The organism is Streptomyces sp. SID3212, assembly GCF_009865405.1.
GTDB lineage: Bacteria > Actinomycetota > Actinomycetes > Streptomycetales > Streptomycetaceae > Streptomyces.
Genome location: NZ_WWJY01000936.1, coordinates 1 through 16,216, shown reverse-complemented (window position 1 = coordinate 16,216; position 16,216 = coordinate 1). Strand labels below are relative to the sequence as shown.

16 protein-coding genes are annotated in these 16,216 nt (G+C 73.7%); 5 read left to right on the top strand and 11 right to left on the bottom strand.

Annotation, left to right across the window (positions count from 1 at the left end):
• Both GT042_RS39460 and GT042_RS27710 read right to left on the bottom strand, forming a co-directional pair.
• Window positions 1–475: hypothetical protein (locus GT042_RS39460; RefSeq protein WP_237531265.1), on the bottom strand; the 475-nt coding region annotated here is incomplete at its 3' end.
• A gap of 199 nt (window positions 476–674) precedes the next feature.
• Entirely contained in the window at window positions 675–1,865 is a 1,191-nt protein-coding gene (locus GT042_RS27710) for an aminotransferase class I/II-fold pyridoxal phosphate-dependent enzyme (RefSeq protein ID WP_345943949.1), read from the bottom strand.
• Window positions 1,866–2,433: 568 nt separating this feature from the next.
• Between GT042_RS27710 and GT042_RS27705 the strand changes: the two genes are divergently transcribed.
• The 3 genes from GT042_RS27705 to GT042_RS27695 all read left to right on the top strand — a co-directional run bounded on the left by GT042_RS27705 (window position 2,434) and on the right by GT042_RS27695 (window position 5,258).
• Entirely contained in the window at window positions 2,434–3,945 is a 1,512-nt protein-coding gene (locus GT042_RS27705; protein ID WP_161311449.1) for a bifunctional phosphatase PAP2/diacylglycerol kinase family protein, read from the top strand.
• A gap of 103 nt (window positions 3,946–4,048) precedes the next feature.
• On the top strand, window positions 4,049–4,858 hold the full coding sequence (locus GT042_RS27700; protein ID WP_161311448.1) for a methyltransferase domain-containing protein: 810 nt from the start codon (window positions 4,049–4,051) through the stop codon (window positions 4,856–4,858).
• 49 nt (window positions 4,859–4,907) lie between these two features.
• Window positions 4,908–5,258, top strand: coding sequence for a VOC family protein (locus tag GT042_RS27695; protein ID WP_161311447.1), 351 nt, complete (start codon window positions 4,908–4,910; stop codon window positions 5,256–5,258).
• A 52-nt stretch (window positions 5,259–5,310) separates the two neighbouring features.
• Here GT042_RS27695 and GT042_RS27690 read toward each other — a convergent pair whose 3' ends face one another.
• Both GT042_RS27690 and GT042_RS27685 read right to left on the bottom strand, forming a co-directional pair.
• The gene (locus GT042_RS27690) at window positions 5,311–7,290 is read right to left on the bottom strand and encodes a DUF5107 domain-containing protein (RefSeq protein WP_161311446.1); all 1,980 of its coding nucleotides are present in this window, start codon (window positions 7,288–7,290) and stop codon (window positions 5,311–5,313) included.
• A 124-nt stretch (window positions 7,291–7,414) separates the two neighbouring features.
• Entirely contained in the window at window positions 7,415–8,332 is a 918-nt protein-coding gene (locus GT042_RS27685; protein WP_161311445.1) for an arginase family protein, read from the bottom strand.
• A gap of 129 nt (window positions 8,333–8,461) precedes the next feature.
• On the opposite strand from GT042_RS27685, the gene GT042_RS27680 reads away from it, so the two are divergent.
• The gene (locus GT042_RS27680) at window positions 8,462–8,797 is read left to right on the top strand and encodes a DUF6204 family protein (RefSeq protein ID WP_161311444.1); all 336 of its coding nucleotides are present in this window, start codon (window positions 8,462–8,464) and stop codon (window positions 8,795–8,797) included.
• A 3-nt stretch (window positions 8,798–8,800) separates the two neighbouring features.
• On the opposite strand, the gene GT042_RS27675 is transcribed toward GT042_RS27680, so the two are convergent.
• The 7 genes from GT042_RS27675 to GT042_RS27645 all read right to left on the bottom strand — a co-directional run bounded on the left by GT042_RS27675 (window position 8,801) and on the right by GT042_RS27645 (window position 15,601).
• On the bottom strand, window positions 8,801–9,016 hold the full coding sequence (locus GT042_RS27675; protein WP_161311443.1) for a DUF6243 family protein: 216 nt from the start codon (window positions 9,014–9,016) through the stop codon (window positions 8,801–8,803).
• Window positions 9,017–9,125: 109 nt separating this feature from the next.
• A complete protein-coding gene (locus GT042_RS27670) occupies window positions 9,126–9,665 on the bottom strand; it encodes a GNAT family N-acetyltransferase (RefSeq protein WP_161311442.1) in 540 nt (179 codons plus the stop codon).
• Between the two features lie 36 nt (window positions 9,666–9,701).
• Window positions 9,702–10,637 (bottom strand): LD-carboxypeptidase, encoded by a 936-nt coding sequence (locus GT042_RS27665; RefSeq protein ID WP_161311441.1) that lies wholly within the window; start codon window positions 10,635–10,637, stop codon window positions 9,702–9,704.
• Entirely contained in the window at window positions 10,634–12,682 is a 2,049-nt protein-coding gene (locus tag GT042_RS27660; RefSeq protein WP_161311440.1) for a prolyl oligopeptidase family serine peptidase, read from the bottom strand. Before GT042_RS27660 ends, GT042_RS27665 begins: the two co-directional genes overlap by 4 nt.
• Before the next feature lie 69 nt (window positions 12,683–12,751).
• The gene (locus GT042_RS27655) at window positions 12,752–14,107 is read right to left on the bottom strand and encodes a M20/M25/M40 family metallo-hydrolase (protein WP_237531266.1); all 1,356 of its coding nucleotides are present in this window, start codon (window positions 14,105–14,107) and stop codon (window positions 12,752–12,754) included.
• 1 nt (window position 14,108) lies between these two features.
• The gene (locus GT042_RS27650; RefSeq protein WP_161311438.1) at window positions 14,109–14,945 is read right to left on the bottom strand and encodes a M55 family metallopeptidase; all 837 of its coding nucleotides are present in this window, start codon (window positions 14,943–14,945) and stop codon (window positions 14,109–14,111) included.
• Window positions 14,939–15,601, bottom strand: coding sequence for a ScbR family autoregulator-binding transcription factor (locus GT042_RS27645; protein WP_345943948.1), 663 nt, complete (start codon window positions 15,599–15,601; stop codon window positions 14,939–14,941). Before GT042_RS27645 ends, GT042_RS27650 begins: the two co-directional genes overlap by 7 nt.
• Before the next feature lie 105 nt (window positions 15,602–15,706).
• Here GT042_RS27645 and GT042_RS27640 point away from each other — a divergent pair.
• Window positions 15,707–16,216 (top strand): AfsA-related hotdog domain-containing protein (locus tag GT042_RS27640; protein WP_272925761.1); only part of this gene is annotated, 510 nt, incomplete at its 3' end.

The following is a 16,216-nucleotide window of genomic DNA, read 5'->3' as shown; positions in this document are numbered from 1 at the left end:
GGGGTGGGTGGGGTGACCTGGGCGGTCGGCTCGGCGGGGTTGACTTGGGCCGTCCGCCCCGGGGGACCGGGACGGTCGGCGCGTCGGTACGGAGTTGGGCGGTCCACTCCGGGCGCCTGACCTGACTGGCCGGCCAGGCGAAGCCGTCCTGGCTGGTCCATTCCGAGCGGTCGACCTGGCCGGTCGGCTCGGCGGAGTTGCCCCAGTCAGTCCGCTCCGGGCGCCTGATCCAGCCGGCCGGCCCGGCCAAGTCGTCCCGGCCGGTCCAATCCGAGCGGTCGACCTGAACGGTCGCCTCGGCGGAGTCGACCCACGCGGGCCACTCCAGGCGCCTGACCTGACTGGCCGACTCCGCGAAGTCGTCCCGACCGGTCCGCTCAGGGCGCCTGACCTGGCCTGTCGGCCCGGCGAAGTCACCCTGGCCGGTCCAATCCGGGCGGTCGACCTGAACGGTCGGCCCGGCGGGGTTGACCAAGGTAGTCCACTCCGGGCGCCTGGCCCGAGCCGTCGGCTCGGCGGGGGTGACTCAGGCAGTCCACTCCGGGCGGAGGGACTCAGCAGTGCACTCCGTACGGCTGACCTGAACAGCCGACCGGACGGGGGCGACCCGGGCGGTCGACTCCGTACGGCTGACCCCAGCAGCGGGTCCGGCGCGATTGTCGCGGGCGGTCGTCTCATTGCGGGGCGTCCCCGCTCGGCGGGGCCTCTTCGCTCAGCTCCCCGAAGGCGGAGCCGAGACGGGCGAGCGCCTCCGCGACCTGGGGCAGCGCGAGGGGGTCCGGTGCCGTGAGGGACTCCAGGCGCTCCTCCGGGGTCGTTCCGAGCAGCGGGCCGGTCGGCAGGCGGACGCGCAGCGTGTCCGGTGCCTCGCCGAACCGGTGACCGCCGGGGACAGGCGTCCCCAGCCGGTCGCTCAGGTGGTCCTCCAGCTCCAGGGAGTCGGTCACCCCCAGCGCGGCCAGGCGTTCCCGCAGCGGGCCGAGGTCGGCGTAGAGGTGCCGGCCCGCCTCGGGCGGCAGGGACAGCGCACCGCAGGAGAGCACGAGCCGGTGCGCGGCGGCGGCGACGCGCGCGTGCAGGGTGGCGACGACCCGCGCCCGGTCCGCGACGGGCCTGGGCTCGTCCAGCGCGTAGACGGCCGCGGCCCCGACAGGACCGGCGACGAACGCGCCGAGCGCGGTGAGGATGTCGAGGGTGTCGGTCCGCCGGGCGGCCCCGTCCGGGGTGGCGGGGAAGCGCGCGACGGCCGCCGGCCAAGCGGCGGGCAGGAGCGCGCCGACGGTGTCGTACAGGACGGTGACGTCGTCGGGCCACCGCTCGGCGGGGCTGAACAGGACCGTCCCGTGCGGCGCGTGCAGGGTGTCGCACCAGGTCTCGTCGCTGACGAGATGCAGCCCCTCGGCGACCGCCGCCTCGCACGCCTCGCTGACCAGCTCGGGCGGCGCGACGGTGCCGGTGGGGTCGTCGGCGGGCGACAGCAGCAGGACCCGCGGGTCACCGCCCTCGGCACGCACCCGGCGCACGGTTTCCAGCAGGGCGTACGGATCGGGTACGCCGCCGCACTCCGCCGGGGTCGGTACGGAATACGCGGTCCGCCCGAGGAGACGGACCTGCGGGGCCCACCAGGCAGGACAGGGACGTGGTACGAGGACATCACCGCCCAGGGCGGCGAGCAGGGCGAACAGCAACGACGGCGCACCGGGCGCGGCGACAACGTCCTCGGCCCTGACCCGGTGCCCGCGCCGCCCCCAGTAACCGCAGGCGGCCTCGCGCAGGATCGCACCGCCACCGGGGGGCTCGGCATCGTCCCGCCCGGCAGCCGCCGCACAGACCTCACCCAGCTCAGCCAGCACAGGCACCCCCACCTCGGGCGCGGAGGGCCCGAACCGAACGGGCCCCCGCCCCTGGACCGACTGCCCACCGGGGCCCGAACCGTCGGCCGGGTGGCCGCCATCAGCCGCACCACCGACCACGTGCCCCCCGGAAGCAGGACCGCCGACCGCATGACTACCGGGACCCGAACCCCCCTTGGCCGAACTCCGAGCCGCACGCCCCCCGGAGGCCGGTCCACCATCCGCCGAACTCACGGCCGCGTCACCACCAGGCGCCGGACCGCCGGTCGCGCGGCCCCCGGTCGCACCGCTCACGGCCCCGCCGCCTCCGTACCCGCCGAAACCGAGCGCGGTGGTCCGGCCGTCCCGCGATGTTCGCCGCATGTCGCCACCCTTCCCGGTCGACCGGACCGCGGTCCGCGCGCTCGTACGGCCCGTTCCGCTCGGGGGCCTCCTGTCCTTTATACGGAGATATGCCCTCGCGTGCCCCTCGGGTACCGCCCGCCGCCCCGACGCCGTACCGCCCCGCAGCCTCGCCTCGCGCCCGCCCGGATGCCGTACCCCCTGCTTGGGGTCCCGGTCCGCGGGGTACCCGCGTTCCATGTCAGACACCTCAGCGCGCTTCCGTCAGGCGACGCCGGGCGCCAGAGCCCGGATCTCGGCCCTTCTGGAGGCCTGGGACAAGCAGGTCTTCGACTCCGTCGCGACCCGGCACTGGCCGGGAGCCGGGCCGGTGCTCCCCCGGCTCAGCCAGGCCGCCAACCACGGTCTGCTGTGGTTCGGCGCCGCCGCCGGGATCGCCGCCGTGGGGCACGGACCACGCTCCCGGCGGGCCGCCGTGCGGGGCATCGCGTCGCTGAGCCTCGCCTCCGCCGCCATCAACACCGTCGGCAAGCGGGCCGTGCGCAGGCGGCGGCCCCTGCTCGACGCCGTGCCCGCGATACGGCAGCTGAAGCGGCAGCCGTTCACCACCTCCTTCCCGTCCGGGCACGCCGCCTCCGCCGCCGCCTTCGCGACAGGCGTGGCGCTGGAGTCCAAGGGATGGGGCGCCGTGGTGATCCCCGTCGCCGCCGCCGTCGCCGTCTCGCGCGTCTACACCGGCGTGCACCATCCGAGCGACGTGCTGGTCGGCGCCGCCCTCGGCGTCGGCGCCGCCTACGCCATACGCGGCATCGTGCCGACCCGCAACCAGCTCCCCCTGCCGGGCCGGCCCTACACGGAGGCCCCCGCGCTCCCGGGCGGCCAGGATCTCGTCGTCGTGGTGAACCGCGCCTCCGGCACCTCCGAGACCGCCCTCCTCGTGCGCGACGCGCTGCCGTTCGCGGAGGTCGTGGAGTGCGAACCCGAGGACGTCGAGGACGAGTTGGAGAAGGCCGCGGGGCACTGCCGCGCGCTCGGCATCGTCGGCGGCGACGGGACGATCAACCGCGCCGCGGTCGCCGCCGTACGCCACGGCCTACCGCTGGCCGTCTTCCCCGGCGGCACCCTCAACCACTTCGCGTACGACCTGGGCGTGGAGGACGTCCACGCCACGGTACGGGCCCTGGCGGAGGGCGACGCCGTACGGGTGGACCTGGGGCGTTTCACGCCGGGCCCCGAGGGCCCGGGCTCGGTGGGCCACTTCATCAACACGTTCAGCCTGGGCGTCTACCCGGAGCTGGTACGGGTGCGCGAGCACTGGTCCCCCCGGATCGGCGGCTGGCCCGCCGGCGTACTCGCGGCGGTCAAGGTGCTGCGCGCCGAGCACCAGCTGCACGCCGAGTTCGAAGGGCGGCAGCGCTCGCTCTGGCTGCTGTTCGCGGGCAACGGCATGTACCAGCGCATGGGGCCCACCCCCGGCCGCCGGCACGATCTCGCCGACGGTCTGCTGGACGTACGGATCGTGCACGGCGGCCGCTTCCCGAGCCTGCGCCTGCTGTCCGCCGCCCTGGCGGGCCCGCTGAGCCGCTCGCCCGTACACGCGGCCGAGCGGATGCGGCGGCTGCGGATCTCGGACATCGCCCCGGGGACGCCCCTCGCCTTCGACGGCGAAGTCGCTGAGGCGCCGAGGGAGTTGACCGTCGACAAGGCGGTCGAGGCCCTGACGGTCTACCGGCCGAAGGCCGTCTTCTAGGGCGGCCCCCCACACCCCACCCATCCACATCGTGAGATCCGTATCTCACTCCTCGACATGTCGGCGTACCGTGGCCCTACCGTCCACGAGAGGAAGTACGGCCATGCCGAAGGAGACCGCCGTCTACACCCACGGGCACCACGAGTCGGTGCTGCGCTCGCACCGCTGGCGGACCGCCGCCAACTCCGCGGCGTACCTCCTCCCCGAACTCCGGCCGGGCCAGGACCTGCTGGACGTGGGCTGCGGGCCCGGGACCATCACCGCCGACCTGGCCGCGCTCGTCGCGCCGGGCACGGTGACGGCGGTCGACGCCTCCCAGGACGTCCTCGGCACGGCACGGGACGGCGCGCGGGCGCGGGGCGTGGACAACGTCCGCTTCGCGGTCGCCGATGTCCACGCCTTGGACTTCCCGGACGACTCGTTCGACGTCGTCCACGCCCATCAGGTGCTCCAGCACGTCGGCGATCCGGTGGCGGCCCTGCGGGAGATGCGCCGGGTGTGCCGGCCCGGCGGTGTCGTCGCGGCACGCGACGCGGACTACGGCGCGTTCACCTGGTTCCCCGAGGTGCCGGTGCTGGACGAGTGGCAGGACGTCTACCGTACGGTCGCCCGGGCCAACGGCGGTGAGCCCGACGCGGGGCGGCGACTGGTGTCGTGGGCGCGGCGGGCCGGGTTCACGGACGTCACCGCGACCGCCACGACCTGGTGCTTCGCCACCCCCGAGGAGCGGGCGTGGTGGAGCGGGCTGTGGGCGGACCGTACGGTCGCGTCGGCGTACGCGGACCGGGCGGTGGACGGCGGCCACACGACGCGCGAACGCCTCACCGAGTTCGGCGACGCCTGGCGGCGGTGGGGCGCCGAGGAGGACGGCTGGTTCATGGTCCCGCACGGCGAGATTCTCTGCCGCGTGTGACCCGCCGTTGCCGTGTCGCGGTCGATCGACGCCAACTAGGGTGACCCGTATGGAAATCCTGGGAACCACGTTGCGCATCTGCGTCGACGACCTGGAGACCTCGGTGATGTTCTACGAACACCTCACCGGAAGCCGCGCGCTCCGCTTCGAGCGCGACAGGGTCTCGGTCGCGGCCGTCGGCTGCTTCCTCCTGATGAGTGGCCCACCGGCGGAGATCGACGTCCTGCGCAAGGTGACGGCGACGATCGCGGTGAAGGATCTCGACGAGGCGGTGATCCGGCTCAACGGGGTCGGCGCCAAGGTCCTCGTGGGCCCGGTGCCGACCCCGGTGGGCCGTAACCTCATCGCCGCCCATCCGGACGGCTCGGTCTTCGAGTACGTGGACCGCCGGGCGGTCTGAACACCCACCCGACAGGATCCACCCCGGCAGGACCCCACCGGGGCACCCGCCCTTACGGCCGCATCCGGTACTCGTACGCGTCCGGCAGCGGGTCGTCCGTCAGCTCCGCCCACAACTCGTTCAGCGTCTCGGCGCCCTCCCGGAGGTCCGCGACCTCGAACCCCGCGTCGAACAGGGCGCGGGCCTCCTCCTTCCGCCCCTCCGCGCTCAGCAGCCGGGCCTCCGCCAGTACGAAGGCGCCGCGCTCCCGCACGGACGGCGGCAGCCGGTCGTGGACGGCGCGTGCCTCGGCGGTACGGCCCACCGCCAGCAGCGCCGCCACCGCCTCCCGCGCCAGCGCCGCGAACACCGCGGTCCAGGCCTCCCCGTTCCTGTCGTCCACATCCGCCCCGCGCTGCCCCCAGAGGTCGTCGCACGCCTCCACATACAGGTCGGCGGCCCGCTCCCGGTGGTCGCCCAGCTGGTCGGCGACGGCCAGGCAGCGCAGCAACGGCCAGCGCGGGGCCGCCCGTTCGAGCCCGCGCTCCCAACTGCGCACCGCCTGGGCCAGATCGCCCGCGTGCCACTGCGCCACCCCGAGGTGGTACTCGGTGTGCGGGTCGGCCGGGGCCGTCTCCAGCATGTCCCGCCAGTGCGGGGCGACCAGCGTCGGCCCGGGCGGTACGGCGGGGGACGGCGCCGGCAGCGCCCCGTTGGTCAGCAACTCCACCCAGGGCGCCTGCTCCTCGCCCAGCGTGGCCTCCTCGAAGGGCGTGCCGGGCAGCTTGTGCCCCGCGCGCAGCACCTCCAGCGCGCCCCATCCGGACCCCACCGCCAGCGGCTCCCCCGGCCGTACGTCCGCACAGGCCAGCCACGCCGTGTAGGCGGCGTCGACCTCCGCGCGCGGCAGGGCCGCCTCCAGCCGGTCCGCGACCTCCGCACGGGCCGCGCCCCAGTCGGGGCCGTGCACCGTCCCGGGGTCCGTGGCGAGCGGACCGTACGCCTCCAGCCAGCTGAACTCCCCGCCCGCTTCGAGCGGTACGTGCTCCAGCTGGGTACGGGCCAGGCCCGCCTGGATCTCCGCGTACCCGGGTGTGCCCGGCTCGGTCAGCCACCGCTGCCAGCGCCGGCCGCCCCGGCCCGCGCCCCACACGAAGAGCTTGCGGCCACGCAGTGTGTCGGTCGACGTCTGGACGAGGCCCTGGCCGGCGCCGTCCAGGGACGCGATCCATTTCCGTTCCCCGGCGGGCACTTCGTAGAAGTAGTCGGCCGGGAAGGTGCCGCGCGGCGGGTAGGTGACGTCGGTGCCCGCGATCTCGGGCACGGGGACCCGGCGCAGGTCGCGTTCGTACCCGAAGTGCCACGCCTCCGTCGCCGGGGCCAGGACGCGGGTGCGCTCGTCCTCCTCGACGGCGATGTTGGACCACCAGTAGACGGGCGCGGTCCGCTCGTGCGGATTGCGGATCCGTACGCCGACATAGAGGAAGTCGGACCCGTCGGGCAGCCACAGGTCCACCTGGAACGGCAGGTCGCGCAGCCGCTCCCACTCCCAGAGCCGCAGCATCTCGCCGCCGTCGGGGGCCGGGACGAGCGCGGCGTGCACCGGGGCGCAGGAGAGGGTGGTGTGGCCGGTGGCGCCGATGTTCCACTCGACGCCGCCGGAGAACCAGGCGCCGTTGAGCGCGAAGCACGCGGGCTGCATCACCGGGTTGCGGTAGACCAGTTCACGGCCGGTGGGCTTGTGGTGGATCGAGTGGATGCGGCCGCCGAGGCCGGGCAGGACGGTGACCCGCAGCCGCTCGTTCTCGATGACGAGGGCGTCGAGGTCCGTGGACGTCCGCTCACGCCCGTACCCGTCGAGGATCCGGACGGGCAGGACGGTCCGCAGCGGCGCGTACCCGACCTGGCGGGCCATGTCGCGGGGCATGCCCCGTTTCGCGCGGTCGTCGACCGTGTGGGTCTCGTCCAGGGCGCGCAGGGCGGGCAGGGGGTTCTCCGGCCCCAACGGGGCGGCGGGCAGGGTCAGTACGGCACGTCGCACGCTCGTGGCCACGGCAACCTCGCTTCGTCCGGGGGCCGCGCGCTCTTCCGGTGCCGGGCCCGGTGACCATGGAACACGCTCGGTGGCGCTCTGACCAGGTGTCAACACGTACGGGGGACGCGCGGCGCCCTCCGTCTCACTCCCCCTCAGGTACGGTCCCCTCGTCCCGGAACGCCCCGACGACCAGGTCCGTGAGCAGCGCCCCGGCCGTCCCCTCCGGGTCCAGGTCCGGGTCGTAGATGGTGACGTTGAGGCCCACGCAGTGTTCGGATCGGACCAAGGTCCGCAGCAGGACGGCGAGTTCACCGGGGAGCAGGCCGCCGGGGTCGGGGCTGTCGACGGCGGGCATCACGGACGGGTCGAGGACGTCCGCGTCGAGGTGGACCCAGAAGCCGTCGGTGACGGGGGTCTCCAGGGTGGGCAGTACGGCCCCGGCGAGGTCGGCCGTACCCCGTTCGCGCAGCTCGCCGACCGTGACGGTCGGGATCTTGAGGCGGGCCAGTTCGTCGCGGTCGTCGTCGTAGTCCCTGATCCCGAAGAGCCGTACGTCCTCGTCGCGCAGGTAGGGCCGCAGCCCTTCCAGGTCGGTGAGGTCCCGCTGGCCGCGTCCGGTGCTCAGCGCCAGCTCCTCGCCGCCCGCCGCGCCGACGGAGGCGGAGTTGCCCGGGTGCCGGAAGTCCGCCGACCCGTCGATCGCCGCGAGCCCGTACCGGCCGAGCCTGCGCAGCGCCAGGGAGGCGCCGAGCTGGATCGAGCAGTCGCCGCCGAGCACGACGGGGAAGTCCCCGGCGCGGACGTGGTGTTCGATCCGGTCGGCGAGGCGCGGCGTGTACGCGGCGATCGCGGCGGCGTTGAAGACCCCGTCGCCCTCCCGCCACGCGCCCCGGTCGTAGCGCGGCGGCACGACGACCCCGCCCTCGGACGCTCCGAGCCGCTGGACGATCCGCTGCTCACGCAGGGCGCCGGCGAGCTTGTAGCAGCCGGGGACGGTACCGGGGGCGGGCGGGCGCAGGCCCAGGTTGGAGGGGGCGTCGATGACCACGATATTCCGCATGCGGATCATCCTCCGCGTCGTAGGGTGCGTCTTCAAGCGGGTTCGCACGCGACGGACACGCTCCGGCGCGAGGCGATCAGGCACGAGGCGATCCGGCACCACGGGACACGCGAAAGGGCAGGCGGGACGATGGCGACGCAGCACACCTACCGGGTGATCGTACGAGGGGTGTGGGACGGCCTGACCGACGAGGTACGGTCCCGGCTGCTCGCGGAGGTGGACGCCCACGGCCTGACCGAGATGCGCTTCACCCCGGAGGGCGCGCTCTCCTACGACCGCGCCCTCAAGCGCTTCACGTACCGCTTCGTGGTCCTCTCCGACGCCGAGGACGGCGAGGAGATGGCCGTGGCGCTCGCGGAGGACCGTGCGGAGACGGCCCTCAGGGCTCTCGGCTGCGGCCACCGCGACCTGCGCTCGACCGCCACCGACATGGACGCGATGAAGATCAACAGAAAGGGCCGCTGACGGTCAGCCCCGCGCGGTGCTGTCCCCGGCCTGTCCGGCGTCCCCCGCGGCGCCCGCCTTCTCGCGCATCTTGCGCACCAGCTCCGCCTTCTGGTCGGCCGCGCCCTGGCGGTCGAGGTTGCGGTGCGGGCCGTTGTTCTGGCGTTCGGTGCGGGACAGCTTCTTGCGCTGGCCGCCGCCCATGCCCACGGGGTTGTTGATGTTCTTGCTGACGGTCACGGGTTCTCCCGGTGGTGATGTGAAGTGATCCACGGATCTCGGCCCGCCAAAGGTACGAGCCCGGTGGTGCTTGGTGCTCCCGCTGTGCGCGGGAAGGGCTCCGGGCGGCTCAGGCCACCATCTCCGCCGTGATCGCCCAGCGTTCGTGGTCGCGCCACGCGCCGTCGATCAGGAGGAAGTCCGGGGAGAACCCCTCCAGCCGGAAGCCCGCGCGGCGCACGAGCGCGATCGAGGCCGCGTTCGCCGGCTGGATGTTGGCCTCCAGGCGGTGCAGGCCCAGCGGGCCGAAGGCGTGGCGGATCACCAGGCCCAGGCCTTCCGAGAGCAGGCCGCGCCCGGCCGCGTGGGCGAAGGCCCCGTAGCCGAGGGCTCCGCTGAGGAAGGCGCCCTGGACGATGTTGTTGATGTTGATGAAGCCGGCGACGCGGTGGTCGTCCCGCGCCCGGACGAGGAATCCGGTGCGGGTGGGGTCCTCGATGAGGCGGCGCGCGTACGGCGTGTAGTCCTCGGCGCGGGTGGGCGGGAAGAGCCAGGGGTGGTGCAGTTCCCGGCTCTCGCGGGCGAGCGAGGTGAACTCGTCCATGTCCTCCTGGCGGTACGGGCTCAGGTAGGTGCGCGGACCTTCGGCCAGGTCAGGGCTGTCGGGCATCCCCTCAGCGTACTGCCGGGCAGGGGTCCGCGCCGCTCACACCAGCGCCGGTACGTCCAGGGTCAGCGTCCCGCGTTCCGCGTCGAGCGTCGCCGGCACCCCCAGCGGCACCGTGAGGTTCGTGGGGCCGTGCCCGAAGCCCATCTCCTCCACGACCGGCACGCCGAGCCCGCCCAGCCGGTCCCGCAGCACCGCCCGCACCTCGTCGTACGGGCCGCACTCCGCCCAGGACCCGAGGCCGATCCCGGCCACCCCGTCCAGCACGCCGGAGCGCAGCAGCTGGGTCAGGATGCGGTCCAGGCGGTACGGCTCCTCGCCGGTGTCCTCCATCAGCAGCAGCCCGCCGGCCGTGGTGGGCCGCGCGTACGGGGTCCCGAGGTCGGCGGCGAGCAGGCTGGCACAGCCGCCGAGGGTGACGCCCCTGGCCCGGCCGGGGACCAGCGCGCCTGCCGCCGGGCCGCCGCCGAGGGTCATCACCGACTCGGGCTCGAAGAGCGTGGCCCGCAGTGACTCCTGGGTGTCGGTGTCCTTGAGGAACGTCACGGCGGCCGCCATCGGGCCGTGCAGCGTGGCCAGGCCCATCCGTACGGCGAAGGCCTCGTGCAGCGCGGTGATGTCGCTGTACCCGACGAAGACCTTGGGCCCGGCGGCCCGCAGGGCGGTCCAGTCGAGCAGGTCCACCATGCGCTGGACTCCGTAACCGCCGCGCGCGCAGAGCACCGCGGACACGGTCGGGTCGCACCACGCCTCCTGGAGGTCGCGGGCCCGGTGCGCGTCCGTGCCCGCGAGATACCTGAACTCGCCGTGCCGGTCCAGGACATGGGGCGCGACGACCGGTTCCAGGTCCCAGCCGCGCAACAGGTCCAGGCCCGCGTCGAGCCGTTCGGCGGGCAGGGGGCCGCTGGGCGCCACGACGGCGACCTTCGCTCCGGGGCGCAGCCGCGCGGGCCGGGTCAGGGGGGTGACGGTCACCGGGAGAGCTCCAGCTTCGGGACGTCGGTCCTGGCGAACCGGAACGTCTGGGCGTACAGGGACAGTTCGGCCTCCAGCGCGCGGACCATCGTGGCCGCCTTGCGGAATCCGTGGCCTTCTCCCTCGAAGGCGAGGTAGGCGTGCGGGATGCCGCGCCCGGCGGTCCTGGCCAGGAACCTCTCGCACTGCTCGGGCGGGCAGATGACGTCGTCGAGCCCCTGGAGCAGGAGGAACGGCGAGGTGATCCGGTCGACCTGGTTGATGGGCGACCGGTCGCGGTAGCGGTCGGGGACCTCGGCGAGCGGCCCGATCAGCGATTCCAGGTACTGGGACTCGAAGTCGTGTGTCCCGTCGGTGGCCCAGCCCTCCAGATCGAGGATGGGATAGCTGATGGTGCCGCAGCCGTAGACGCCGGTGGTGGCGAGGGAGGCCGCCGCCGTCCAGCCGCCGGCGCTGCCGCCCCGTACCGCCATCCGCGCTCCGTCGGCGGTGCCCTCGGCGGCCAGCGCCCGGGCGACGGCGGCGCAGTCCTCGACGTCGACCACGCCCCACTGCTCGCGCAGCCGGTCGCGGTACTCCCTGCCGTAGCCGGTGGAGCCGCCGTAGTTGACCTCGACGACGCCGATGCCCCGCGAGGTGAAGTAGGCGATCTCCAGGTCGAGGACGAGCGGGGCGCGGCCCGTGGGCCCGCCGTGCGCCCACACCACGTAGGGCGGCAGTTCGCCGTCGGGAGCCGCCGTGTCGGGGCTGTACGGCGGGTAGACGTGGGCGTGGACGTCGCGCCGGCCGGGTCCGCTGAAGGTACGGATGTGCGGCTCGGGGTAGTAGGCGGGGTCGACGGGGTCCCGGTGGGCCTCGCCGACGACGCGGGCACGGCCGGTGACGGTGTCCAGTTCCACGATCTCGTACCCGGAACGGGGGCCCGCCGCGACGCCGATCACCCGGTCGCCCTGCACGGTGAGGTCGGCGGCCCATTCGGTCCACGGCCCGGCGGTGTCCACGACGTCGCCGGTCTCCGGGTCCAGTATCCCCAGCGCGTTGGCGCCCTTGCCGTGGATGACGGCGATCATGCCGTTCGCCAGCGGGTGGAACCACCGCAGGCCGATCTTCCAGAGCGGTCCGCCGAACTCCTCGCGGCGGCCGGGGCACAGCGGTGTGGCCGGGGGCAGGGGGGCGGGGCGGCCGCCCGGCGACGGGAGGGGGCCGGACAGCGCCGCGTCGAGGCCGAGGCGCTGGATCTCCCACCAGTTGCCGATGTCGGAGACGAGGAGCAGCGCGCCGTCCGGTGCCCAGTCGACCTGGGCCACCGACTCGCCGACGCCTCCGGCGACGGTCCTGACGCCGGTGAAGGGGCCGGTGGGCCCGGGTCCCGCCGGTGCCACCGCGCCGAGCTGGACGACCGTGCCGTCCCAGGGCATCCGGGGGTGGTCCCAGGCGATCCAGGCGACGTGGGCGCCGTCGGGCGAGAGCCGGGGTCCGGTGACGAAGCGGTGGCTGTCGTCGGACAGTTCGCGTACGGCGGTACGGTCCCCGGCGGCGGACCCGTCGAGCGGGACGGCGGCGATGACGCGCCGTACGTCGGTGGGCCGTTCGCCGGTGAACTCCTCCAGGACGCACCAGACTTCGCCGCGCTCCTGATCGATCCGGGGGTCGGCCCACCGGAGGCCGCCGCCGGTGGCGGACACCGGGGTGAGGGGGCGGGGTTCGCCGCCGCCGTCCGGCTCGTACGCGTACAACCGCTGGTCGGGGAAGTGGACGAACACGATCAGCGGCCCGCCGTCGGGGCGTCCGGTGCCGGCCCAGGGCACCCCGCCGTACTCGACGACCCGGCTGCGGACGTTCCACGGCGGGGGCAGCACGGACTCCTCGCGGCCGTCGGGGTACCGGCGTACGAGCGCGCGGCGGCCGTCCTCGGCGGGCCGTGGCGCGGTCCACCACAGCTCGTCGCCGACCGCCCCCACGTACTCGGGCCGGCCGTCGTGCGACGCGGCGAGGGTGGCGTCGATCGGCGACGGCCACGTTCCGTAGGCCCCCATGGGCACCATGGACAACTCTCCTAAGCGGGCTGAGGGTGGTGGTCCCCGCGCGGACCGGTGGTGGAGGTCCGGAGGTCCCTACGCGGACCGGAGGTAGTGGTCGAGGACGCGGACGCCGAAGTGGAGCGCCGAGACGGGGACCCGTTCGTCGACGCCGTGGAAGAGCGCCTGGTAGTCGAAGCCGGGCGGCAGTTTGAGGGGCGAGAAGCCGTAGCCGGTGATGCCGAGGCGGGAGAACTGTTTGGCGTCCGTACCGCCGGACATGCAGTACGGCACGACGTGCCCCTCCGGGTCGAACCGCTCGACGGCCGCCCGCATCTTGGCGAACGCCGTTGAGTCCACGGGGGCTTGGAGGGCGATCTCCCGGTGGTGGAACTCCCACTCGACGTCAGGTCCGGTGAGCAGGTCCAGGGTGGCGCTGAACTCCTCCTCGCCGCCGGGCACCATCCGCCCGTCGACCAGCGCGGTGGCCTGTCCCGGGATCACGTTGACCTTGTAACCGGCCTCCAGGACCGTCGGGTTGGCGCTGTTGCGGAGGGTCGGCTCGACCAGCGCGGCGGCCGGGCCGAGCTTGCCCAGGAGGTCGTCCGGGTCAAAGCCGGGGGCGTCCACATCGGTCTCCACCCCGTGCAGGACGGCCAGTTCACGCAGGGCGGCCCGGACGGTCGGGGTGAGCCGGACCGGCCACTCGTGGTCGCCGATCCTGGCGATGGCGGCGGCGAGCCTGCTGACCGCGTTGGCGCGGTTGACCTTGGAGCCGTGTCCCGCCTTGCCGTGCGCGGTGAGCTTGAGCCACCCCGTGCCGCGTTCGCCGGCGGCGATCGGGTAGAGCGCCATGCCCGGGCCTGCGTGGAAGGTGAAGGCACCCGATTCGCTGATGCCCTCCGTACAGCCGTCGAACAGCTCCGGGTGGTGGTCGGCGAGGAAGCCCGAGCCGTCGACGGCGCTGGCCTCCTCGTCGGCGGTGTAGGCGATCACGATGTCGCGGCGCGGCCGGACGCCCGCCCTGGCCCAGGCGCGGACGACGGAGAGCACCATCGCGTCCATGTTCTTCATGTCGATCGCGCCCCGGCCCCACACCACCCCGTCCCTGACCTCCCCGGAGAAGGGGTGGAGGGTCCAGTCGGCGGGTTCGGCGGGCACCACGTCCAGGTGGCCGTGGACGAGCAGCGCCTCGGCGGAGGGGTCCGTGCCCTCGATCCTGGCGACCACGTTGGTACGGCCGGGGGTCCGCTCGATGAGGGTGGGGTCGATCCCCGCGCCGGCGAGCCGTTCGGCGACGTACTCGGCCGCCGGGCGCTCCCGGCAGTCGCCGCTCCCCCGGTTGGTGGTGTCGATGCGGATCAGGTCGGAGGTGAAGGTGACCACCTCGTCCAGCGCCGCCGCGTCGAGTGCGTCGATCGTGTCGCTGGGCGTCGTGTCGCTGGGCGTCATGTCAGCCATACTGCTCCTCCACCGCGGCCGAGACGATCGTGGTGACCGCCTTGAAGGTGCGAATGCCCTCGTACATCGTCCCGCTGGTGTACACGACGCGGCGTTCGCCCGCGGCGGCGACCCCCGGAACCACGGTGGCGGCCGAGGCGAGATGGGCGGCGTCGAACTCCAGCTCGACGGTGAAGGGACCGGCGGGGGCCGGTTCGTACCGTACGGCGAGCGCCGTGGCCTCCTTCGCCGCCGCGCGGATGTCGGCGGCGGTACGGGCCGGGGTACGGCACACCGCGGCGTACCGCGAGACGTGGTCCTTCACCGCGACCTTGCGGGCCCCCGGCGCGTAGCCGTCCGCGTCCGCGCAGGTCAGGTCGTCGCCGGTGACCAGGACCACCGGGACGCCGTACTCCGCGACGACGCCCGCGTTCAGCACTCCCTCGCTCGCCCGTGTGCCGTTGAGCCACACGCCGGTGATCGAGTTGGCGAGGTAGGTGTGGGCGAGGACCCCTTCCGTACCGGCGCCGGTGTGGTAGCCGACGAAGGCGATGCCGTCGACGTCGCCGTGCTGCACCCCCTCCACCATGGAGAGCGACTTGTGGCGTCCCGTCAGCAGCTCGGCTCGCTCGTCCAGTTGCTCCAGGAGGAGATTGCGCATGGTCCAGTGCGCCTCGTTGATGAGGACGCTGTCGGCGCCGCCGTCGAGGAAGCCGAGCACGGCGGCGTTCACGTCGGAGGTGAACAGGGCGCGGCAGCGTTCCCACTGGGGCGTGCCGGGCAGGACGTCGGCCGGCCAGGTCACGCCGGTCGCGCCCTCCATGTCGGCGCTGATGAGGATCTTTACCATGCACCAGTCCTATCGCAGGTGACCGCCCGGTCGCTCGGGCGCACCCGGGCCAGCAGCCCGGCGGCGTCGGGGCGTGCCTGGAGCCCGGCCAGCAGCAACAGCCACAGGTCGCGGAGCCGGTCCTCGATGTGCTCCCGGCCGTCCAGGGCGTCCGAGACGGTGTGGAGGCCGAAGAACGCGTACACGACGCCGTGCGCGGCGACGCCGGGGTCGAGGTCCGGGTTGAGCTCCCCGCCGTCGCGGGCCTGTTGGAGGAGCGTGGTGACCGTGGCCAGCCAGCCGACGAACGGGGCGGGCAGCGGGGCGTCGATCGCGGTGCGCTCGGCCCAGAGGCGGGCGCCGGCCCGGACGACGACGTCGTCGCGGAACGCCGTCGCCACGTCGAAGCTCAGTCCGACGAGCCGGTCGAGCGCGGGGCGCTCCGCGGTGAGGTATTCCCCGACCAGCTCGGGCCAGGTCGCGAAATGCGCCTCGACGATCGCGAGGGCGAGTTTTTCCTTGCTGACGTAATGGAAGTAGATGGCTCCGCTGGTACGGCCGGACTCCGCGCTGATGTCGCTGATACTGGTCCCGGCGTATCCCCGCTCATCGAACAGGCGTGCTGCCGCTTCCAGAAGAAACCTACGCGTGTTTTTCGCCCTAGCCTGCACGTGCACTCCGAGTCCCGATTCCGCTGCTGACATCACGCAATGTAGTGCTATCCGCCAATGCCCCGACAACGCTGGCGTGCAGATCCCGGGAAATTGGGATTGTTTTATTTCATGATGGATTTGTTCGATGAACTCGGCGGTGACCCAGGACCGCTGAGCTGGTCGCGCACCGTCGCCCGTGAGGCGGTCCACCGGGCCTCGGTCGCGGAGGTGCTCCTGACCGACGTACGGCAGGCCGGGGACGGCCGCTTCGAGGCCGCCGCGTGCTGGCCCCGGTCCCATCCCACCTTCCCGCGCGGCGGCACGGACCTCCACAGCCCGCTGATGGTCGTGGAGACCCTGCGGCAGCTGGGCATCTACCTGCCCCTGCGCCACTACGGCGTCGCGCCGGACGCCCGGCTGCTGATCACCGACCTGTTCTTCCGCATCGACCCGGCGGCCGAGCCCCGGGTGGCCTTCGGCGCCACCGAGATCACCTGCCTGGCCACCGTGAGCGAGGTGCGGCGCGGGCCGGCCGGCGGCGTGACGGCGCTGCGCCTTGAGGTGGCGTTCCTGGTCGGCGGACGGGCGTTCGCACTGGCCGGCGGGGGTGCGCTCTTCCTGGACGAGGAGCGGTACGGC

What these genes read in the sequence shown, in the direction of transcription:
- GT042_RS27685 (WP_161311445.1), bottom strand. Translation starts at nt 8,332, where the DNA reads ATGCGGAATATCGTGGTCATCGACGCCCCCTCCAACCTGGGCCTGCGC.
- GT042_RS27660 (WP_161311440.1), bottom strand. Translation starts at nt 12,682, where the DNA reads ATGGTGCCCATGGGGGCCTACGGAACGTGGCCGTCGCCGATCGACGCC.
- GT042_RS27680 (WP_161311444.1), top strand. Translation starts at nt 8,462, where the DNA reads ATGGCGACGCAGCACACCTACCGGGTGATCGTACGAGGGGTGTGGGAC.
- GT042_RS27705 (WP_161311449.1), top strand. Translation starts at nt 2,434, where the DNA reads ATGTCAGACACCTCAGCGCGCTTCCGTCAGGCGACGCCGGGCGCCAGA.
- GT042_RS27695 (WP_161311447.1), top strand. Translation starts at nt 4,908, where the DNA reads ATGGAAATCCTGGGAACCACGTTGCGCATCTGCGTCGACGACCTGGAG.
- GT042_RS27650 (WP_161311438.1), bottom strand. Translation starts at nt 14,945, where the DNA reads ATGGTAAAGATCCTCATCAGCGCCGACATGGAGGGCGCGACCGGCGTG.
- GT042_RS27670 (WP_161311442.1), bottom strand. Translation starts at nt 9,665, where the DNA reads ATGCCCGACAGCCCTGACCTGGCCGAAGGTCCGCGCACCTACCTGAGC.
- GT042_RS27655 (WP_237531266.1), bottom strand. Translation starts at nt 14,107, where the DNA reads ATGACGCCCAGCGACACGACGCCCAGCGACACGATCGACGCACTCGAC.
- GT042_RS27700 (WP_161311448.1), top strand. Translation starts at nt 4,049, where the DNA reads ATGCCGAAGGAGACCGCCGTCTACACCCACGGGCACCACGAGTCGGTG.